This window comes from Corallococcus terminator, from assembly GCF_003611635.1.
Lineage (GTDB): Bacteria > Myxococcota > Myxococcia > Myxococcales > Myxococcaceae > Corallococcus > Corallococcus terminator.
In genome coordinates, this window is sequence record NZ_RAVZ01000208.1 from 1 (window position 1) to 17,478 (window position 17,478).

The following is a 17,478-nucleotide window of genomic DNA, read 5'->3' on the forward strand; positions in this document are numbered from 1 at the left end:
CCACACCACGCCCTCCCGCGCCTCCAGCCGCGCGTGCAGCACCACCCCGGCCTCCAGCCGCTCCGAGGCGAGGCGCCAGCGCGTCTCCGCGACCTGCGTGCCGCCGTCGCGCGACAGCGTCGCGGTGGCCACCACTTCGCCCCACAGCCGCGTGCCCACTTGGACGTAGCGCAGCACCAGGCGCAGCACCGGCTGCGCCTGCGCGAGCAGCACGAACACCGGTAGCGTCTGGGCGTCCACCGCGCCCGGGGCGACCTGGAGGCCCAACGAAAGCGAGAGTCCGTCCGGCGCGGGGTTGTCCGGATGGAAGGCGTCGGGCACCACCGGCGTGGGGTGGACGCGCAGCGCGGCGGTCCCGGTGCCGGACAGGAGCAGGCCGCCGGAGGACGGGAGCCAGGAAGCCCCCGGCGTCAGGTCCACGCGGCCTCCACGAGCGCGCTCCTGCCCCTGGTCGCTTGCCTCCAGGTGCGCCAGGGACGTGGGCAGGGTGGGCTCACCGCGAGACAGCAGGCGGACCTTCGTGGCGCCTTCCGGCACGTCCTCGCCCAGCAGTGACGGGCGGAGGATCATCTGTCCGCGCGTGGGAATGGAGAGCGCGACAGTGTCCATGATAGACGCCAGGTCCACCTGCGACGCCGCCCACAGGTCCACCTGCACATCGACGGTCATCGCCCGGGGCGCCCGAAGCCGGCTCAGGTACGCGCGCCCTTCCTGGGCCCGCTCCGGAGGCTCCAATCCCAGGGCCCCCGCGATGCTGGCGGCCACGGGCAGCACCTCCACGCTGGAGCGGAAGTCGAGCGACGGGATGCCGGGGTCCGCGCTGATCGCGATCCGCCCGCCTTCGGCGTCCCACCGGCAGGTGACGGCGGCGAGCGCGGCGAGCAGCAGCGGATCCGTGAGCGGCGCCCCGGACAGGTCCTGGAACTGTCCACCCGCGAGCGCGCCCGAGAGCTTCGTGTTGAGCGCCGCGACGAGCGCGGGGCCGGTGGTGGCAGTGCCGAACGAACCGCCCGGAAGGCCCGTGAGCGTGACCATGGCCAGGCCATCCAGCCGCAGCTTGAGCGCACCGCCCGCGGGCACGCTGTCCGCCGAGCCCCGGGGCCTGCCGATGAGGTGGCCCGGGATACGGACGGTGGACGTGGCGGTGCGGCCGTTCTCGCGCTCGGGTTCGGGATGGAGCCCCAGCGGACCGACGACGGAGAAGAACGGCACGCGCGAGGGCCGGTAGCCTTCATCCACATAGCCATGCGCGGCGAAGACGCGCGCGTCACCGCTGCGCAAGGCCATCCGGCCCTGCCACAGCAAGCCACTGAGGATCTCGCGAATCACGCGGCCTCACCGGCTGCCCACGAAGGCAATGGCCGTCTGGATTCAAGCTGCTGTGTCACGGCATCCCCCCGGACCCGCAGAACAAGAATGTCTTGGTGCTTCGCGCGGCGACAATGAAGCAGAAAGCTCGTCATCGTCAATACTGCAAGCGCGTCAGTCGTTGCCCATCAATGTGTCAAACCTGACGCTCATCCCGCCCTGGAAGGCATTGATGTCCAAAGCCTCACGGGCGGGCATGCGCCACCTCCCCCCTGGTTGCTCCCCTCACCCTCCGCGAGGACGCACGCCATCCTCCTGCCTGGGGGCGTGATGCAATTCACCGACTTCGTGGCCCTGGCCGCGCGTCTTTTCGAGGGCGCGGGCGTGGGAGTGATGGTGGTGGGGGCGGTGGCCGCCATGGGGCTCGTCGCCGTGCGCTACCGGGGAGCCCAGCGCAAGGAGGGCTACCGCGTGCTGCGCCATTACCTGGGCAGCGCCATCCTGCTGGGGCTGGAGCTGCTCGTGGCGGCGGACATCATCCGCACCGTCACCGAGACGCCCACGCTGCAACAGGTCCTCATCCTGGGCCTCATCGTCCTCATCCGGACCTTCCTCAGCTTCACACTGGAAGTGGAGATTGCAGGACGCTGGCCCTGGCAGCAGGGGCGGCACGACGAAGACCGTCCCCGCGTGGATACAACAGCAGACGATTCAAGACCGCCACGGCCATGAGCAGACACGGGGAGGGCCCCCGGGTCGCCTCCGGGCTGACGGTCTGAATCCAGACATGTTGCCTTGCTCAGTGGGTGGCGGGCGCGGTGCGAGTGCGTTTCACCCATTCACGCCAGGCCGCGACGTCCTCGCCCAGGTCTCGGCCCGCGAGGATGGCCAACGCCTTGCGCGCGGGTTCCCGGTCGATGGCCTGCTGCATGCCCGCCATCTCCACCAACACCTCCCCCGCCTGGTTGAGGATGCGCTCCCGCCGCGCGGCGCCTTCCGTCTCCACGATGCGCACCAGCGCCCAGGCCGCCTTGTTGCGATCACTGGACAGCGGGAACCACAGCGCCTCCAGCACGGGCTCCAGCGGGATGAGGGCCTTCGCCTGTCCCTGCTGCGCGGTGCCCAGCAGTCGCAGGGCTTCGTTGCGGACGCCCTCGAAGGGGTCATGCACGGAGGGGCTGACGTGGCGCACCAGCTCCTCGCGCGAGCGCACGTAGGACAGGAGGATGGCGGCGGTCATCCGCTTCGAATCGTCCCGGTCCTCGCGCAGCACGCGCACCAGCGCTTCGGCGTTCCGGGGAACCCCGTCGATGAATTTCGCTTCGAGCGGCGCGAGCTGGGGATGGTTGAAGCCGCCGTAGCACGTCAGGGCCTGGCATCCTCCCTGGGCCGTCTCACTGACGGCACCCTCGCGCCGGAGCTTCCAGTAGGCTTGCTGGTAGGCGCCCCACGCGGCGATGAGTCCTTCCGGGTCCTCGACCGTGCCCGTGGGCGCAGGGGCGAAGCGCATCCGCCATTCGTCGCCCGGTTCAATCAGATCCACGGTGACGCGGAAGGTGTGCGTCGGCGGATAGGTGACCATGGAATAGCGGCAGAACGGCAGCGGATGCGCCGCCAGCAGGCGCGGCTTGCTCTCCAACAGGTACGGCGTGAACTCCCCCGCCTCCAGGTTGAAGCGCGCACCGGGCGTGGGCATGCCAATGAGCCTCAGCAGCTCCTCCCGGGGGAGCTTGCGGATGCCAAACACCTCCACACCTTCGAAGAGATACAGGGGAGAGGGCGCGGGAGGGCTGGCGACTTCGACCGGAGCGGGCGTGGACGGAAGGCTGGCCATTCCGGTGGACCGGGCAGGCGTGGCGCAGGCGGAGCACAGAAGCAGGCCCACGGGCAGCAGCTTGCGAAGGTCGTTCATGGTGTCTGGACTGTAGTCCCCCCTGCGAAGGGCAGGAAGGCAGACACGGCGCGCGGGGACCGGCCAATCAGCGGCTGCGCCCCTGGGCGGTCGGTGGATGCCAGGAACGCCCGGGGATGCACACCCTCCAGTTCAGGCCACTTCAGCGGTGGGAGGCGGCGTCACGGGGCCCCGCTTCCCCGCTTGCCAGGAAGGGGCCGTGGGCCCGGGAGGCGCGCGTGGAAAGTCCCAGCGCAAGCTTCGACAGCGCGGCCAACGCGGGCATGACCGAAGCGCAATCCCGCCTGCTCCTCGAGACCCTGGTGGCCTGCACGCCCGTGGGCCTCGCCGTGGTGGACCTGGAACAGCGCTTCGTCCAGGTCAACGAAGCCCTGGCGGAGATGAACGGCATTCCGCGCGCCGCCCACCTGGGCCGCAAGGTCCAGGAACTCCTCCCCGACCTGTGGGCCATCCTGCGGCCCCAATACCAGCACATCATGGATGGCGGAGAGGCGCGGACGTTCGAACTCAGCGGCGCGACGCCCAAGGCCGCGGGGGTGGAGCGCCACTTCCTCACCAGCTACTACCCCATGCGGACGCCCTCGGGCGTGCTGCTGGGCATCGGCATCATCGTCGTGGAGGTCACCGAACAACGCCGCGCCCACGACGCGCTCCAGGCCAGCGAGGAGCGCTACCGCTCGCTGGTGGAAGCCATGGCGCAGCCGGTGTGGACCACCAACAAGCGGGGCGAGGTGATTGAGCCCGCGCCGCGCTGGCTGGCCTTCACCGGCCAGACGCACGAGGAACACCTGGGACTCGGCTGGCTCGCCGCCATCCATCCGGAGGACCGCAAGCGCGTGGTGCGGGGATGGGTGGACTCCCTGCGCACGCGTGCGTCCTACCGGGGAGAGTTCCGCCTGAAGTTCCATACGGGCGGCTACCGGGACGTGGTGGGCCGCGCCGTGCCCGTCTTCAACAAGGAAGGAGACATCCGCGAGTGGGTGTCCACGGCGGAGGACGTCACCGACCGCAGGCAGGCGGAGGCGCAGGTGGAGAACGAGCGGGCGCGGCTGCACTCCGTGTTGATGAGCGCGCCCGCGTCCATCGCCATCCTGTCGGGCCCGGAGCAGCGCTTCACCCTGGTCAATCCCCTCTACCGGCGCCTGTCGGGGGGAATGGACCTGACCGGCAAGTCCCTGCGGGAGCTGGCCCCGGCCGGGGATGAGTACTCGGAGCTCCTGGAGCGGGCCTTCACCACCGGAGAGGAGCAGACCCAGAAGGAGGTGCCCATCGCCACCGACCTCAACGGAACCCGGAAGGGCGTGCCGCGCCGCTTCGACATCGTCTACCAGCCGATGCGCGACGTGAACGGACGGGTGGACTCCGTGCTGTCGTTCGCCGTCGACGTGACGGACAAGGTGGCGGCACGGGAGAAGTTGGAGGAATGGGCCGCGTCGCTCCGCAACCAGCAGCAGTGGCTGGAGGCGGTGCTGGACCGGACGCCCGTGGCGCTGATCCTCATGGAGCCGCGCACCGGCCGGGCCCTGTTCTCCAACCAGGCGGCCCGGCAGATGGCCGGCAGCGACGTTCCCGAAGGCCTCCAGCTTGAACGCTACGCGGACACGCACCTCTTCACGGACGAGGCGGGCCGGAGGCTGCGCAGCGACATGGTGCCGGGTGTCCGAGCCGCCCGCGGAGAGCCGGTGCACGCCTCCCCCGTCGTCTGGCACACGCCCACCGGGCGCTACTCGCTGCTCGTGGAGGCCGCGCCCCTGCCCGCCCAGCACGGCCGTCCGGCGGCGGTGCTGCTGGCCCTCCAGGATGTGAGCGAGCTGAGAAAGACACAGGCCCAATTGCAGCACGCGGTGAGTCTGCGGGACGAATTCCTGACGGTGGCGTCCCATGAATTGAAGACGCCGCTGACGCCCTTGCAGCTCAAGCTCCAATCCCTGGTGCGCGATGCACAGACGGCCGACTCCCTGGAGTCCCTGCGCGAGCGCGTGGTGCGCACCTCGGAGAGCGTCTCCGGGCAGATCCGCAAGATGACCACGCTCATCAATGACCTGCTGGAGGTGACGCAGTTGACGGGCCCGGCCGCGCCGCTGCGCCTGGAGCCGGTGGACCTGGGCTCCGTGGTCCAGGAGGTGGTGGAGCGCTTCCAGCCCCAGGCGGCGAAGGCAGGCTGTGACCTGCGTCTCCAGGCGCTGCCCGGCGTGGTGGGCCAGTGGGACCGCCACCGGCTGGAGCAGGTGACGACCAGCCTTATCTCCAATGCACTGAAATACGGCGCGGGGCTTCCGGTGACGGTCACGGTGGAGCGGGCCCAGGGAATGGCAAGGCTTCGCGTGAAGGACGAAGGCATTGGCATCGCACCGGAAAGCCTCCAGGCCATCTTCGATAAATTCACCCGCGCTGTTTCGACACGTCACTATGGAGGTCTGGGATTGGGCCTCTTCATCACGCGACAGATTGTCGAAGCGCATCAGGGCACGCTGCGGGCGGAGAGCCAGCCCGGCCAGGGCGCATCCTTCATCATGGAGCTGCCCCTGGGCGCCCGGAACACCAGGACCCCCTGAGTCTTCCAACCCCTTGCATCCGGGCCTTCGCGACCCATTTCCTGCTCATTCCCGACGGCCCCTGACTATGTTTCGCGCCGCTGTCTGGGTATCATGAGGCTCGCGGTGCGCGTCCCGCCGGAAGCGGCCGGAGCGCCCTCATGCCCATGCCCAAGTTCCCGCTGAAACACGGTGCCCTCGTCGCGCTCCTGCTGGGGAGCCTGCCCGCCCGGGCCCAGTCCACCCTGCCCGGCTTCGACCTGGAGCACCTGGAGGTCAACGTCGGCCGCGGCCTGTCGGTGTTGCGCAATGGAGAGCTGCTGGTGCCCGGCGGGTTGAGCGTGGGACTCGTGGGGCAGTATCAGCAATTGCCCCTGGTGCTGCTCAATGGTGAGCGCCAGTTGGAGCTCGTGCGCAACCGGGCCTCCGCCGTGCTGTCGGGCAGCTACGGCGTGCTGCCGTGGCTGGAGGTGGGCGCCCAGGTGCCCATCGTGCTGTGGCAGCAGGGCGAAGACCCCAGCACGGTGGGCCTGACGCCGCTCGCGTCGCAGGGGCTGGGCACGCCGGAGGTGCAGGCCCGGCTGGGCGTGCTGTCCCGGCGCGACGACCAGCCCGTGGACCTGGCCGTGGACCTGGGCCTGGGGCTGCCGCTGGGCAGCGCGGCGGTGCTGGGGCGGGACTCCGGCTTGCGCGTGCGGGCCCTGGCGCACGTGGGCACGCAGGTGGGAAGCCTCAAGCCCTCGCTGGAGGCCGGCGTGCTCCTGCGCTCGCGAAACCCCCTCTCCGCGCCGGGCGCCACCGGGCAGGCCCTGGAGGTCCGCCTGGGCGCCGGGGTGACCACCTCCGGCCTGGGGCTGCGCGGGGAGCTGGCCGTGAAGGCGGCCTTCGCGGCGGACATGTCCCAGCCTTCCGTGGAGGTGCTCGGCGGCGGACGCATCCCGCTCTCCGACGGCCTGGAGCTGCACGCGCTCGCGGGGCCCGGGCTGGGCAACACTCCCGGCACGCCCATCGCCCGGGTGCTGTTGGGCGTGTCGTTTCGCAGCGAACCGCCTCCGCGCATGGAGACGCTCCCGGAGCCCGTGCCCCAACTGCGGCTGGAGGAGTTCCAGACGCGGCCGGAGCGCCGCCCCGCGCAGCACGTGGAGCCGGTGCCCACGCGCGAGCTGCTTCCCCCCGAGCCTGAGTCCTCCCCCCAGCCATGACCTTCGAGCCGCGCGTCATCCTCGCCGCGTTCGACGGCAGCACGCCGCCCCTGGTGGGCACCCCGCCCGCGTGGCTCGAACGAAGCTGGGAGGATCCGGACGGCTTCGTCGCCGCGCTCACCCCCGTACACACCGGCCGGAGTCCTCCGTTCAAGAGCCGCGCGGGTCAGCACCACGACTTCTTCCACGACCTGGTGGTGCGCCACGCCACCACGGACCGCATCGCGCTGCGCAGCTACTCGCGCACCCAGGGCTGGCGCACGCTGAGCTACCGCCAACTGCATGATCAGGCCACGCGCCTGGCCACCGCCTGGGCGGGGCTGGGCGTGAAGCCCGGCGCGAAGCTGTGCCTGCTGCTGCCCCCAGGCCCGGATCTAATGATGGCGCTGTGCGCCGCGCTGGGCCTGGGCGCGTGCGTGAGCCTGCTGCCGCCAGGGGCCCGCACGTTCGTGGCCCGCAGGCTCGCGGCGCTCGCGCCCCAGCACATCGCCGCCGAACCGCACCAGGCGCCGCTGCTGGGCCCCTTCGCGGGCACGCTCCTGCCGCTCAAGACCCAGGTGCCAGCCGCGCTCGCGTCGTACACGTACAAGCCCGCGGAGCCGGTGGGCCTGTTGTTCTCCCCGCTGGCGTCCCCCTCCGACGTGCCCGTGCCGCTCACCGCCGGGGACGCGTGGCGAGGCGCCCTGGTGGACGGGCTCATCACCTTCGGCCTGTCCCCCGGCGACCATCTGGCGGCGCCGGGCTTCGCCCCCCTCCAGCACCTGCCCGCGCTGTACTTCACCACGCTCCTGCGCGGCGCGACGTACCTGCACGTGGAGCCCCAGGACCTGGAGGCCACGCCCGCCCTGCTCACCGAGCACCCGGTGCGCGCGCTGGGCGTCACCCCCGGCCTGCGCGACCTGCTGGCCCGCTCGCGCGTGACGCTCAAGAACGTGGGCCTGTGGTTCAGGGATCCGCAGGCCCCGTTCGACTTCCAGGCGTGGCGCGACGGACTCAAGGCCTGCGGGCTGTCCAGCGTGCCCGGCGGCAACGTGTCCGTGGACGCGACGTGGGGCGGCGCGGTGCTGTGCTCCCCAAGGCGCGTGGGAGAGGTGCACACGGACGCGCTGCCCACGCCCGGGCGGACCTGGGCCCTGCGGGATTTCACCGACAGCGGCCAGGACGCCGTGGGAGACGCGGGCCTCTTCACCCCGCTGCCCGACAAGGGCCGGCCCCCCGCGCACGTCGTGCTCGCCCGCGTGCGAGGCCAGTACCACTACGCCGGCGCGCGAGAGCCCCGCCGCGAGGGCCGGGTGTTCCCCTTCGCGGAGATGTCCCAGGTGCTGCGCGAAGGGCCGGGGCCCCGGCTGGACGCGGTGGGCCTGGCCGTGCCGGTGAGCGGCATGGCGAACGCGTACCGCGGCGTGCTGCTGGTGTTCACCGGGGACCTGCCCCCGGACGTCACCGTCACCGACGCGGACCTCCGCCGCCGCCTGGAGCAGGGCCTGGGCGCGGACGCCCTGCCTGAGCGCATCGAACGCTTCGCGTTGCACGCCCGGCGGGTGGACAGCGTCGTGGACGGGCCGGTGGACGAGGACTGGTGCAGGACGCAGTACCTCACGGGCTCGCTGCGCATGAAGTCGCAGGACCCCTTGTTCCAGGCGCTCACCACCCTGCGCGCCCGGTTGGAGCCAAGCTGATGGGAAGCCAGGTCGTGTCCGGTGCCCTCCTCCAATGTACCTTCGGCGCGGCGCCATCCGCGCTGTCGGTGCTGCCCGCCAACAGGGTGATGTCCGCCGCCCCTTCGGCCACGATGATGGACTTCGTGCCGGCGATGAACATCCCGCCCTTCGGCATGTGTCAGTCGCCAGCCAACCCCACCGTGGCCGCCGCCACCGCCGCCGCGCTGGGCGTCCTCACGCCCATGCCGTGCATGCCCGTCACCACGCCCTGGGTGCCCGCCGCCTCGAAGGTGTGCATCAAGGGCAAGCCCGCGCTCACCAGCGACTCCTCGTGCACCTGCGCCTATGGCGGCGTCATCAAGATCAACGTGCCCGCCCAGATGAAGGCGCAGTTGAAGTGAGGCGCCGCGTGCCTCACCCGCCTCCGGGCCGGGGCACGTAGCGCAGCGGCGCTTCGCGCTGGGGCAGCCGCACCTCCAGCTCCACCACGTCCTCCGCGCTCCAGCACGCGAGCAGCTCCACCAGCCGTCCGCAGAGCAGGTCCACCAGCGGCAGCAGCGACGCGTCCATGGGCCCGAAGCCCAACTGGTACACGTACTTGAAGCCCGCCGCGCTCCGGGCGAAGGGCTTGGGCTTCACGGTCAGCTCCGTCAGCGATGGCAGCAGGTCGCGGAAGTAGCGCTGCGCGCGCACGCCGAGCACCTCCAGGAGGAACACCAGGTCCTCGCGTCCCAGGAAGCGCTGCGTGCGCAGCGCCAGCAACTGCAACAGCGCCTGCTGCCCGTGCTCCACCGGGTTGTCGCCCCCGGGCGCCACCGTGCCCACCAGGCTCCACGGCACGCCTTCCAGGAAGCGATCCGCCAGCACCGGCCGGTAGCCCCGGGCATCGAAGCGCGGCGGCAGGGGCTGGTGCCACAGGCCCTCCACGCCCAGCCGCACCGGCCGCAGGAAGGCGTCCGGCAGCTCCGCGTTCAGCCACGCCGTGCGCGACAGGCCGTGGCCCTCGTGCTCCATCTCGTACGTCTCCGGGCCACCCGCGATGGCGCCGGGCCTGAGGGGCACCATGCCCTTGGCCCCAAGCTGGTACACGCCCACCACCGCGTTGAGCCGGTAGCCCGCCGCCAGCTCCGGGTGCTGCACCGCGTGGCGCTCCTTCGTGCCGTCATGTTCGATGGGCGTCGCCATGGCGCGCTGCAGGTTCACCACCGGCACCGCGTGCGCCACGAACGAATCCCGGGTGAGCACCAGCTCCGAGGGCCAGCGCCCCGAAAGCCGCAGGCTCAGCGTGAAGCCCTGCCAGTTGCGCGGCGCGGGCGGGATGCGCGTCTCCAGGAACAGCTCCTGCTGCGGGAAGTGCAGGAGCTGCCGCAGCCGCTGGAGCGGATGTTCTGACACCTCCCCCTCCACGGGCACCGGGGGCGGCGCGCCAAAGCGCACCGGCCCTTCGTGCGCGTCGAAGGGCTTCACCTCGTGCTCCACGTCCCCGTCATCGAAGCTCACCGTCGCGGAGCGGAAGGACGACTTCAACTGGAAGAACACCGCCAGCGCGGCCCGGAAGTCGTTGAGGTGGTTGATGTGCAGCCGCACCACGCCGGGGTCGTCGTTGCGCGGAAAGCCGCCCTCGAAGACGAGCCGCAGTCGCGCGCCTTCATCCCCCTGGCGCTCCAGCCGCGCCTGGGTGAGCCGCACCGGCAACAGCCGCAGCGGCGCGAGCGTGCGCAGGGTGAGCGGCCCGGTGGGCCCGCCCGTCTCCCCCGGGTTGAGCAGGAAGGGCGTGCCCCGGGGCAGGTCCGCGGCGTCCACGAAGCGCGCGTCCGGCTCCGCGCGCACCATGGCCATCGCGGGCACCGGATTGAGCAGGTAGGCGAAGTGCTGCTGGAACAGCCGCAGCGTGCTGCGCTCCAGGGTCCGCTGGCCCGCGCGGCGGGTGCGCGCGGTGAACAACGCCATGGCCTCCGTGAGGCGCCGCACGTCCGCGTCCTCGCCGTCCAGGGGCGCCGCCGGGTGCAGGGCCGTGTAGCCCAACCGGAACTTCTCCAACGCCTGGAGTTCCTCCAGGAACGACGCGTACAGCGCTTCGTCCATCTTCATGGCCTCACCCCTTCTCTTCGACGCGCAGGTACATCCGGCCCTCGGCCACCTCGATGAGCTGGGTGTCCTTCTCCTGCGTGCGCTGGATGCGCAGGAGCGGCTTCGCGTCCTGGTACAGGTGCTGGATGGAGGTCTCGCTCTGGTCCGTCTTGCCCATCAGCAGGTGGTTGCCCTGCGACTCCTTGGGAAGCCGCGCCCCGGGCCGCCACTCCAGGAAGCGATCCAGGCGCGCGTCCTGGTATCCCAGTGACACCAGCAACCGCGTTTCCTTGTCCGCCGGGAAGTAGAAGTGCCCGGGCTGCTGGTGCGGTTCGTACGGCACGCGGATCTCCTTGTCCCACAGGGGCAGGCGCACCCGGTACGACTCCACCGACGTCTTCGAGTCCTGGCGCACCTGGTAGGTGCGCTCCTCTTCCTTGCCCTCCTCGCTCACCACCCTCCCCTCGCCCAGGAAGGGCCAGCGCGGCGGGCGGAAGGCCGGGCGGCGGAAGGTCTTGTCCGCGGCCTCCTCCAGCGTGCCCTTCAGCGACAGCTCGTAGACGTTGAAGAGGCCGTCCGGGTCGTGCGCCGCGTCGTCCTCCACCGCTCTGGCCTCCAGCCTGAGCGCATGCAGCCGGTACTGCTTGCTGTGCGTCGCCAGCCCCTTGCTGCCGTCCGGCCCCAGCGAGTACAGCCCGTTGAGCACCAGCGCCACGCGCGGGTAGCGCGCGAAGGTGACGCGCACCTGCGGGCCCTCCAACTGCTGACGCGCCGTCTCCAGCGTCACCCGGTCCGTGAGCGTGTCCTCCAGCGTGGAGGTGATGAGCCGCTCGGTGAGGACGCCGGCAATCGCGTCCGCGTTCTCCACCGGCTTGCGCGGCGTGCCCGCGTCCACGTAGCTGTTGAGCACCGACAGCGCGTCGCGCCGGGGCTCCGGGAAGCGCAGGTCCACGCGGTGCAGGTCGTCGCGCGCCAGCTCCAGCGCCTCGCCGCCCTCCGGCTTCGCGTCCGCGAGCGTGTACTTGCCCGTCGCGTAATCCAGGAACAGGCCCGTGTTCGAGCGCGCCTGCACCCAGTGCACGAAGTCCAGGAAGCTGGCCCCACAGTCGTCGTCCGCGCCCAGCCCCAGCGTGTGCAGGGGGTGCTTCGTCTCCGCCGCCTTCCACTGGAAGGCCACGTCCAGGCCCTGGGGCGTGTTCGCGACGACGACCTCCTTGAGCGACTGGTCCACCCACACGCCCGTGGGGAAGTGGCGGCGCCACAGCATCGCCGCCGGGTCCACCAGACGGATGCGGTAGTGCCGCTGCATCACCGGCGCGTCCTTCACGTTCGCGAAGGTGCGCTCACGCACCTCGCGCGCCTCCACCCGCCCCACGAGCTTCAGCGGCTTCGCCTCCGGATCCGAACGGCCCTCCGCCTTCGCCCCGTACCGGCGCTCCACGCTGAGCGTCGCCGTCAGCGGCTTCGTGTCGGTGAAGGGGGCGAACAGCGTGTCCTCGTCCGTGCCTTCGCAGCAGTGCACCCACCACTCCACCAACGCCTCGAAGCCGTGGGACCACGCCTTCACCGACAGGCGCTTCAGGCTGCCCGCCGGAATCGTGAAGGCCTTGTCCCCCGCCTTGAGCTCCAGCGTCGTCTTCAGCGGCTCCACGAACTTGACCTTCATGTCCCCTCCTCCGACTCCACGTCCCTGGGCCGCTCGCGAAGCGTGCGCGCGCCCGGCCCGAGCAGCAGATCCATGGGCTCCCGGGTGTCGCGCAGCAGCAGTCGCACCACCAGCCCGGGCGCACCGCCGCCCGAAGCCGGGTCCTCGTCGATCTCCACCACCTCCACGCGCGGCTCGTAGCGCGACAGCGTCTCGCGGATCTCCTCGCTCAAGCCCGCAAGGCGCTCCGCGTCCGAACGGAAGCCCGTCTCCGTGAGGCCGAAGCCCGGCAGCATCGACGCGGCGCCCCGCTTGGCCTGGAGCAGGTGCGAAAGGTTGCGCATCACCGCCTCGCGCGGCGTCTCCGTCAGCCCCAGGAACTTCCGGTGCAGAAAGCCCATGCCCGTGCCTCCCCTACCGACGCGCCGCGCGGGGCGGCCCCATGGACAGCGCCTTGCGCTCGCCGGACGGACGCGCGGGCGCGGCCACCGGCACGGAAGTGTCGCCCAGGTAGATGAGCTGCTGGAGCGGCTGGCCTTCCGCGCCCGGCAGCCGCTCGTAGCCCAGCAGCCCCGGAGGCCCCAGCCGCGCCGACAGCGTGTGCACGCGCACCGTCAGCAGCACCTCCAACTGCATGCGCTCCGGCTCCAGCAGCGGCAGGACGTGGCGGTGGAAGCGGTGGCGCACGAGCGCGGGCCAGTTGCGGCCGCGCATGTCCGCCTCCTCGTCCGCGAACAGCTCCACCTGGAAGCCGCCCACGTCCGCCGCGTACGCGTTGCCCAGGAAGCCGGTGCCGTCCAGCGGCGTGGGCCCGAAGGTGGTCCGCATGCCGGAAAAGCGCGTGCGGAAGGCGCGCCGGGCGCACGTCACGTGCAGCTCCGGGAACAACTGCTGGAACAGCCACTGGAGCGTGGCCGGGGCATTCAGGCCCACCATGCGCTGGTAGAAGCCCTTCGTGCGCTCCCAGTCGCCCACGAGCCCCGTGTCCCGCTCCGGGTGCAGCGCGTCCACCAGCGACGCCAGGAGCCGGTGGTCGAAGAAGCGGATGAAGTCGAGGAACGGCTCCGGCTCCGGAAGCTGCTCGGCCACCTGGAGGAAGTAGCTGGGCAAGAGGCCCGGCGTGCCCAGCAGGCCCAGGTTGAGCGTCACCACCACGCGCCGCACCGGCGCGACATGGAACGTCACCGCCTCCACCAGCGACGCGGACGCGACGGGCTCCGGGTTGCCTTCGAACAGCACCCGCTCCCGGCCGTAGCCCTCCGTCTCCAGGAGGCGCAGGAGCGGCCCCAGATCGAACGCCTTCGCGCGCGCGCTGATGCGCCGCTCCAGCGGGGACAGCGCGGACAACCGAACCGGCAGGGCGCTCATGGCGGAGGCGGCCTCACTCGCCCGGGCCCACGAACGCGGCCAGGTCCACCTGGTAGAACTGCGACAGCGTGCGCCACTCCACCGACTCCTTGCGCTCCCAGTGCTCCTGGATGTCGCCCACGTGCTTGTTGAGCAGTCCCCCGAAGGTGGAGAACAGCTCCGGCAGATAGCGCCGGGGGTCGAACCCCTCCAGCGTGTGGAGCACGTCGTCGCCCACCAGCGCCGCCTTCTGGAAGTCGCGCCGTTCGATGAGCACCTCGAACGCCTTGAGCTTGTCGCACAGCTCCAACAGGTGCGCCGACCCGCGAAGCTGCAACGGCCCCACCGTGCGCGGGAACGGCGGCGGCGGCACGGGCGGAGGCGTGGCCTTCGCGCCCCGTCCCTTCGCGGGAGCAGCGGCGGCGGGCGCCGCGGGCGCGGCCACGGATGGGGGCGTACGCTCCTGCGTCTCCCGGAGCCACTGGCCCAGGCCCGCGAGCCCCTGCACGCCGGTGCGGAACGCGCTGCCTTCCAGCAGGCCCTGCACGTCCTGAAGGGCGCGCAGCACGTCGCGGCGCTTGCCGTCCGTGAAGCCCTTGGTCCACGCCTCCCACGTCGCGTCCTTCTTGCCGTGGTGGTAGCGCAGCGCGCTCAGGAGCGTCTGGCACAGCCAGGTCAGCGCCTTGTTGAAGAGCACCGCGGGCTTGCCGGCCTTCTCCTGCGAGCCCTCCGGCGGCGCCAGTCCCTTCGCCAGCGCCGCCAATGTGTCCAGCACGTCCGGCAGCCGCGACAGCCCCTCCTCGCGCAGCGTCGCGAAGAGGTAGTAGCCCGACAGCCGCACCTCGTGCGCACCCTCGCGGTCCAATGCCTCCACCGCGTCCGCGGCCTCCGAGTACGCCTCCCGCTGCGCCAGGTCCGCCACCGCCAGGAAGCGCGGATCATGCGCCTCCAGGCGCTCCGTGGGGGAATCCCCCAGCGGGCGGAGGCACAGGTTCAGGTCTCGCATGGTCTGCCTTTCCACTTCATGATACATGTCTTTCATTGCCAAGGACAGACACACCATGCCCATCCGCAAGCCCGACGTTCTTGAAATCCACTGTGACTGGCGCGCCGGCTTCCAATACCGGCCCGGCTTCCGAGGCTCCCTGGGCTATCTGCTCGACTGGAGCGGCTGCGGTGGATTGAACCTCAAGCGTGACCTGACGTTGTCATCTCCCACCGTGGGCAAGATTGGACCCACGGTGCAGTGCATCGGTCTGATTGAACGGCTGTACATGGACGGCGGATCCGCCGGGCCCATGGACTTCCGCGTCTACGTGGGACGCGGCACGGCGGCCAACGTGCTCAACCACTTCGCCCAACCCCTGGAGAACCTGCGCGTGAAGCTGGCCTGGGCCGTCATCGACTTCGACGAGAGCGGCGACACCTGGTTCGAGGCCGCCCACCTGAAGAGCCCGGACACCGCCGAGGCCCTCATCGACACCGTGCAGGGCGCGCCCCGCCTGTTCCTGGACAACCAGCCCACCACGCTCTCGGAACAGCTCGACGTGCGCTTCTTCTGCTTCGAATTCCAGGTGGTGCCCGCACCCAAGAAGAGCACCACGCTGGAGTTCGCCACCAATGCCCAGGAGCGCCGCATCACCAAGTGGGGCACCCCCGCATGACACGGGCGGGGGGAGGCCAACACCCTCCCCCCACCCGGAGCACCGTCAATGACTACTTGGTGCCTTCCTTGAAGCCCCAGCCGTACACATCATTGGCCGCCGAGTTGTGGCCGTAGTGGAAGTTGCAGAGGTTCTGCTTGTCCGGGATGACCTGGAACGTGAGCTGGCAGAACTTGATGTCGGTGTTGGCGCTCACGGCCTCCGGTTCGGAGACCTTGAAGTTCACCTCGCTGCCCTGCTGGTTGAGACGGCCCACCAGTGCGTTGGCGGTGCCACCCTCATCCCCCAGCGGGTAACACTTCTCGTACCACTTGCCCGCGGCGCTATCCCACTCGCAGATCCAGAACGTGAGCTTCTTCAGTTCCGTGTTGGTGATGCCCGTGAAGTCCGGCTTGTTCTCCGGAGAGATGAGCGCCACGAAGTCGATGGGGTCCAGCTTCCCACCCTCCCAGTGCAGGTGGGTGATGAGGCCCACGCAGCGCACGGCCTTCTTGGCGCCCACGGCCTCCAGTTTGACTTCGCCGTAGGCGGGCTCACCTTCGAACGGCGTGTAGAAGAGGCTGGTGCTCTTGGGGAAGGAGCCGTCGTCCTTGCCCATGCCCTTGATGTCCAACAGGTAGCCCACCGGAACGTTCTTCTGGGGGCGCTGCTGGATGGTCTGCTGCCATTCACACGAAATGCCAAGCGGTCCATCACCCATGGTGTCGGTCCTCCTCTGTTGTGTTGCGTTTTTCTTCAGCCGAGCCGCGCATCCACGCGAAGGTCCACGTTCATGCCTTCGAACTGGATGTGCGGGAGGACAGACAGGTTGCAGTGGTACCAACCCACCTTGCCGGGCACTTCCGCCACGGCGAGGCTGTAGGCCTTGAACGGGTAGTAGCGCAGCGTGAGGTCGTCCGGATTCACCAGCGTGGTGACGTAGCGGGAGATCCACCGCTCAATCTGCTGCTGGATGTACTGGGCCCCCGCCGTGCTGCCGATATTCTCGCGCATGATGGCCTTCACGTAGTGCGCGATGCGGCTGATGGAATACGTGTAGGCCAGGTTGGTGACGAGCTGGGAGTTCTCCGAGTCCTTCGGATCCTCGAAGACGGTGGCGCGCTTGAGGGACTGGACGCTGAAGAAGACAGCCTCCGCGGAGCCCTTCTTGTGGATGAGCGGCATGAAGCCGCCGTTGGCCAATTCCAGCTCGCGGAAGTCCGGGATGGACATCTCCACGGGCAGCTTCATCTCCTCCTCGCCGCGCAGGTGCGTCAGGTGCACGGGCAGGCCCGCCACCAGACCGCCACCACGGGGGCCGCGGATGTGCTGGCACCAGCCGGAGGTTTCGAAGGAGCGGACCAAGTTGCGCGCGAACAGCATGGCCGCGTTGCCCCAGAGGTACTCCTCCTCCTTGTCGCCCTTCACCGCCTCCGTGAAGGCCATGCCGTTGGCCGGGTAGGTCTCCGGGTTGTAGGGCGGCCGGACGATGTAGCGCGGCAGCGTGAGCCCCACGTAGGCGGCCTCATCCGTTTCGCGCAGCGCGTTCCAGGCGGAGTACTTGGGGGAGTCCAGCAGGCTGGACACGTCCCGAAGCTGCGCCACCTCCCGCATGCTGTCGCAGCCGAAGAACTTGGGGGCCACGGACGCCACGAACGGCGCGTGGCTGGCCGCGGCGATCTTCCCCATCGTCTTGAGCCACAGCATGTCCTTGGGCGTGTTGGCGAACTCGTACAGGCCCACCAGCGCGCCGTAGGGGGCACCACCGTACTGGTCGTACTCCGCGACGTAGAGCTTCTTGAAGAACTCCGAACCCGCCACGTCGGCCGCGTTCGTCTCCAGGTCGCCGTAGGCCTCCTCCTTGGAGACATCCAGCAGGCTCAGCTCGATGTTGGCCTTGAAGTTGGTGTTCTTCACCAGGTCCGCGAGCGCGGTCCACTGCGCCTCCACCTCCTGGAACTCCGGCGCGTGGAGCACGGCGTTGAGCTGGTCCGCCACCAGGGTGTCGATGGTGCCGACGAGCTCCTGCACGCTCTGCTTGTCGAAGCGGCCCTCGTCCAGGTCCATGTTGTGGACCATGGCGGCGAGGCTGGAGACGAATCGCTCCTCCGGCGTCGCGTCGTCGGGGACCACCAGTTGGCTCGGCTGGGTGGCGG

At 70.2% G+C, this 17,478-nt stretch carries 15 protein-coding genes; 6 read left to right on the forward strand and 9 right to left on the reverse strand.

Annotation, left to right across the window (positions count from 1 at the left end; translation table 11 throughout):
• Window positions 1-1,329 (reverse strand): hypothetical protein (locus D7V88_RS26130; protein ID WP_208726465.1); only part of this gene is annotated, 1,329 nt, incomplete at its 3' end.
• Window positions 1,330-1,638: 309 nt separating this feature from the next.
• Here D7V88_RS26130 and D7V88_RS26135 point away from each other — a divergent pair.
• On the forward strand, window positions 1,639-2,040 hold the full coding sequence (locus tag D7V88_RS26135; RefSeq protein ID WP_120543353.1) for a DUF1622 domain-containing protein: 402 nt from the start codon (window positions 1,639-1,641) through the stop codon (window positions 2,038-2,040).
• A 67-nt stretch (window positions 2,041-2,107) separates the two neighbouring features.
• On the opposite strand, the gene D7V88_RS26140 is transcribed toward D7V88_RS26135, so the two are convergent.
• On the reverse strand, window positions 2,108-3,220 hold the full coding sequence (locus D7V88_RS26140) for a HEAT repeat domain-containing protein (RefSeq protein ID WP_120543354.1): 1,113 nt from the start codon (window positions 3,218-3,220) through the stop codon (window positions 2,108-2,110).
• A gap of 218 nt (window positions 3,221-3,438) precedes the next feature.
• Between D7V88_RS26140 and D7V88_RS26145 the strand changes: the two genes are divergently transcribed.
• From D7V88_RS26145 to D7V88_RS26160, 4 genes are all read left to right on the forward strand, one after another.
• Entirely contained in the window at window positions 3,439-5,775 is a 2,337-nt protein-coding gene (locus D7V88_RS26145) for a PAS domain-containing sensor histidine kinase (RefSeq protein ID WP_158625158.1), read from the forward strand.
• Between the two features lie 140 nt (window positions 5,776-5,915).
• Complete coding sequence (locus tag D7V88_RS26150; protein WP_120543356.1) at window positions 5,916-6,956, forward strand: hypothetical protein; 1,041 nt, start codon at window positions 5,916-5,918, stop codon at window positions 6,954-6,956.
• The gene (locus tag D7V88_RS26155; protein ID WP_120543357.1) at window positions 6,953-8,635 is read left to right on the forward strand and encodes an AMP-binding protein; all 1,683 of its coding nucleotides are present in this window, start codon (window positions 6,953-6,955) and stop codon (window positions 8,633-8,635) included. The genes D7V88_RS26150 and D7V88_RS26155 overlap by 4 nt, the downstream gene beginning before the upstream one ends.
• On the forward strand, window positions 8,635-9,018 hold the full coding sequence (locus D7V88_RS26160; protein ID WP_120543358.1) for a DUF4280 domain-containing protein: 384 nt from the start codon (window positions 8,635-8,637) through the stop codon (window positions 9,016-9,018). The genes D7V88_RS26155 and D7V88_RS26160 overlap by 1 nt, the downstream gene beginning before the upstream one ends.
• Window positions 9,019-9,031: 13 nt before the next feature.
• Here the strand turns inward: D7V88_RS26160 and D7V88_RS26165 are convergent, their stop codons facing one another.
• Genes D7V88_RS26165 through D7V88_RS26185 form a run of 5 tightly spaced genes read right to left on the reverse strand, consistent with a single transcriptional unit; the run spans window position 9,032 to window position 14,685 of the window.
• A complete protein-coding gene (locus tag D7V88_RS26165; RefSeq protein ID WP_120543359.1) occupies window positions 9,032-10,708 on the reverse strand; it encodes a type VI secretion system baseplate subunit TssF in 1,677 nt (558 codons plus the stop codon).
• Window positions 10,709-10,712: 4 nt separating this feature from the next.
• Window positions 10,713-12,353, reverse strand: a complete 1,641-nt coding sequence (locus D7V88_RS26170) for a hypothetical protein (RefSeq protein ID WP_120543360.1) — start codon at window positions 12,351-12,353, stop codon at window positions 10,713-10,715.
• Entirely contained in the window at window positions 12,350-12,733 is a 384-nt protein-coding gene (locus D7V88_RS26175) for a GPW/gp25 family protein (protein WP_120543361.1), read from the reverse strand. Before D7V88_RS26175 ends, D7V88_RS26170 begins: the two co-directional genes overlap by 4 nt.
• Window positions 12,734-12,746: 13 nt before the next feature.
• Complete coding sequence (locus tag D7V88_RS26180) at window positions 12,747-13,700, reverse strand: type VI secretion system baseplate subunit TssG (RefSeq protein ID WP_120543362.1); 954 nt, start codon at window positions 13,698-13,700, stop codon at window positions 12,747-12,749.
• Between the two features lie 13 nt (window positions 13,701-13,713).
• Window positions 13,714-14,685, reverse strand: coding sequence for a type VI secretion system protein IglI family protein (locus D7V88_RS26185; protein ID WP_147448876.1), 972 nt, complete (start codon window positions 14,683-14,685; stop codon window positions 13,714-13,716).
• A 55-nt stretch (window positions 14,686-14,740) separates the two neighbouring features.
• On the opposite strand from D7V88_RS26185, the gene D7V88_RS26190 reads away from it, so the two are divergent.
• Entirely contained in the window at window positions 14,741-15,343 is a 603-nt protein-coding gene (locus D7V88_RS26190; RefSeq protein ID WP_120543364.1) for a hypothetical protein, read from the forward strand.
• Window positions 15,344-15,395: 52 nt separating this feature from the next.
• Here the strand turns inward: D7V88_RS26190 and D7V88_RS26195 are convergent, their stop codons facing one another.
• Complete coding sequence (locus D7V88_RS26195; protein ID WP_120543365.1) at window positions 15,396-16,043, reverse strand: hypothetical protein; 648 nt, start codon at window positions 16,041-16,043, stop codon at window positions 15,396-15,398.
• 35 nt (window positions 16,044-16,078) lie between these two features.
• Window positions 16,079-17,478 (reverse strand): type VI secretion system contractile sheath large subunit (tssC, locus tag D7V88_RS26200; protein ID WP_120543366.1); only part of this gene is annotated, 1,400 nt, incomplete at its 5' end.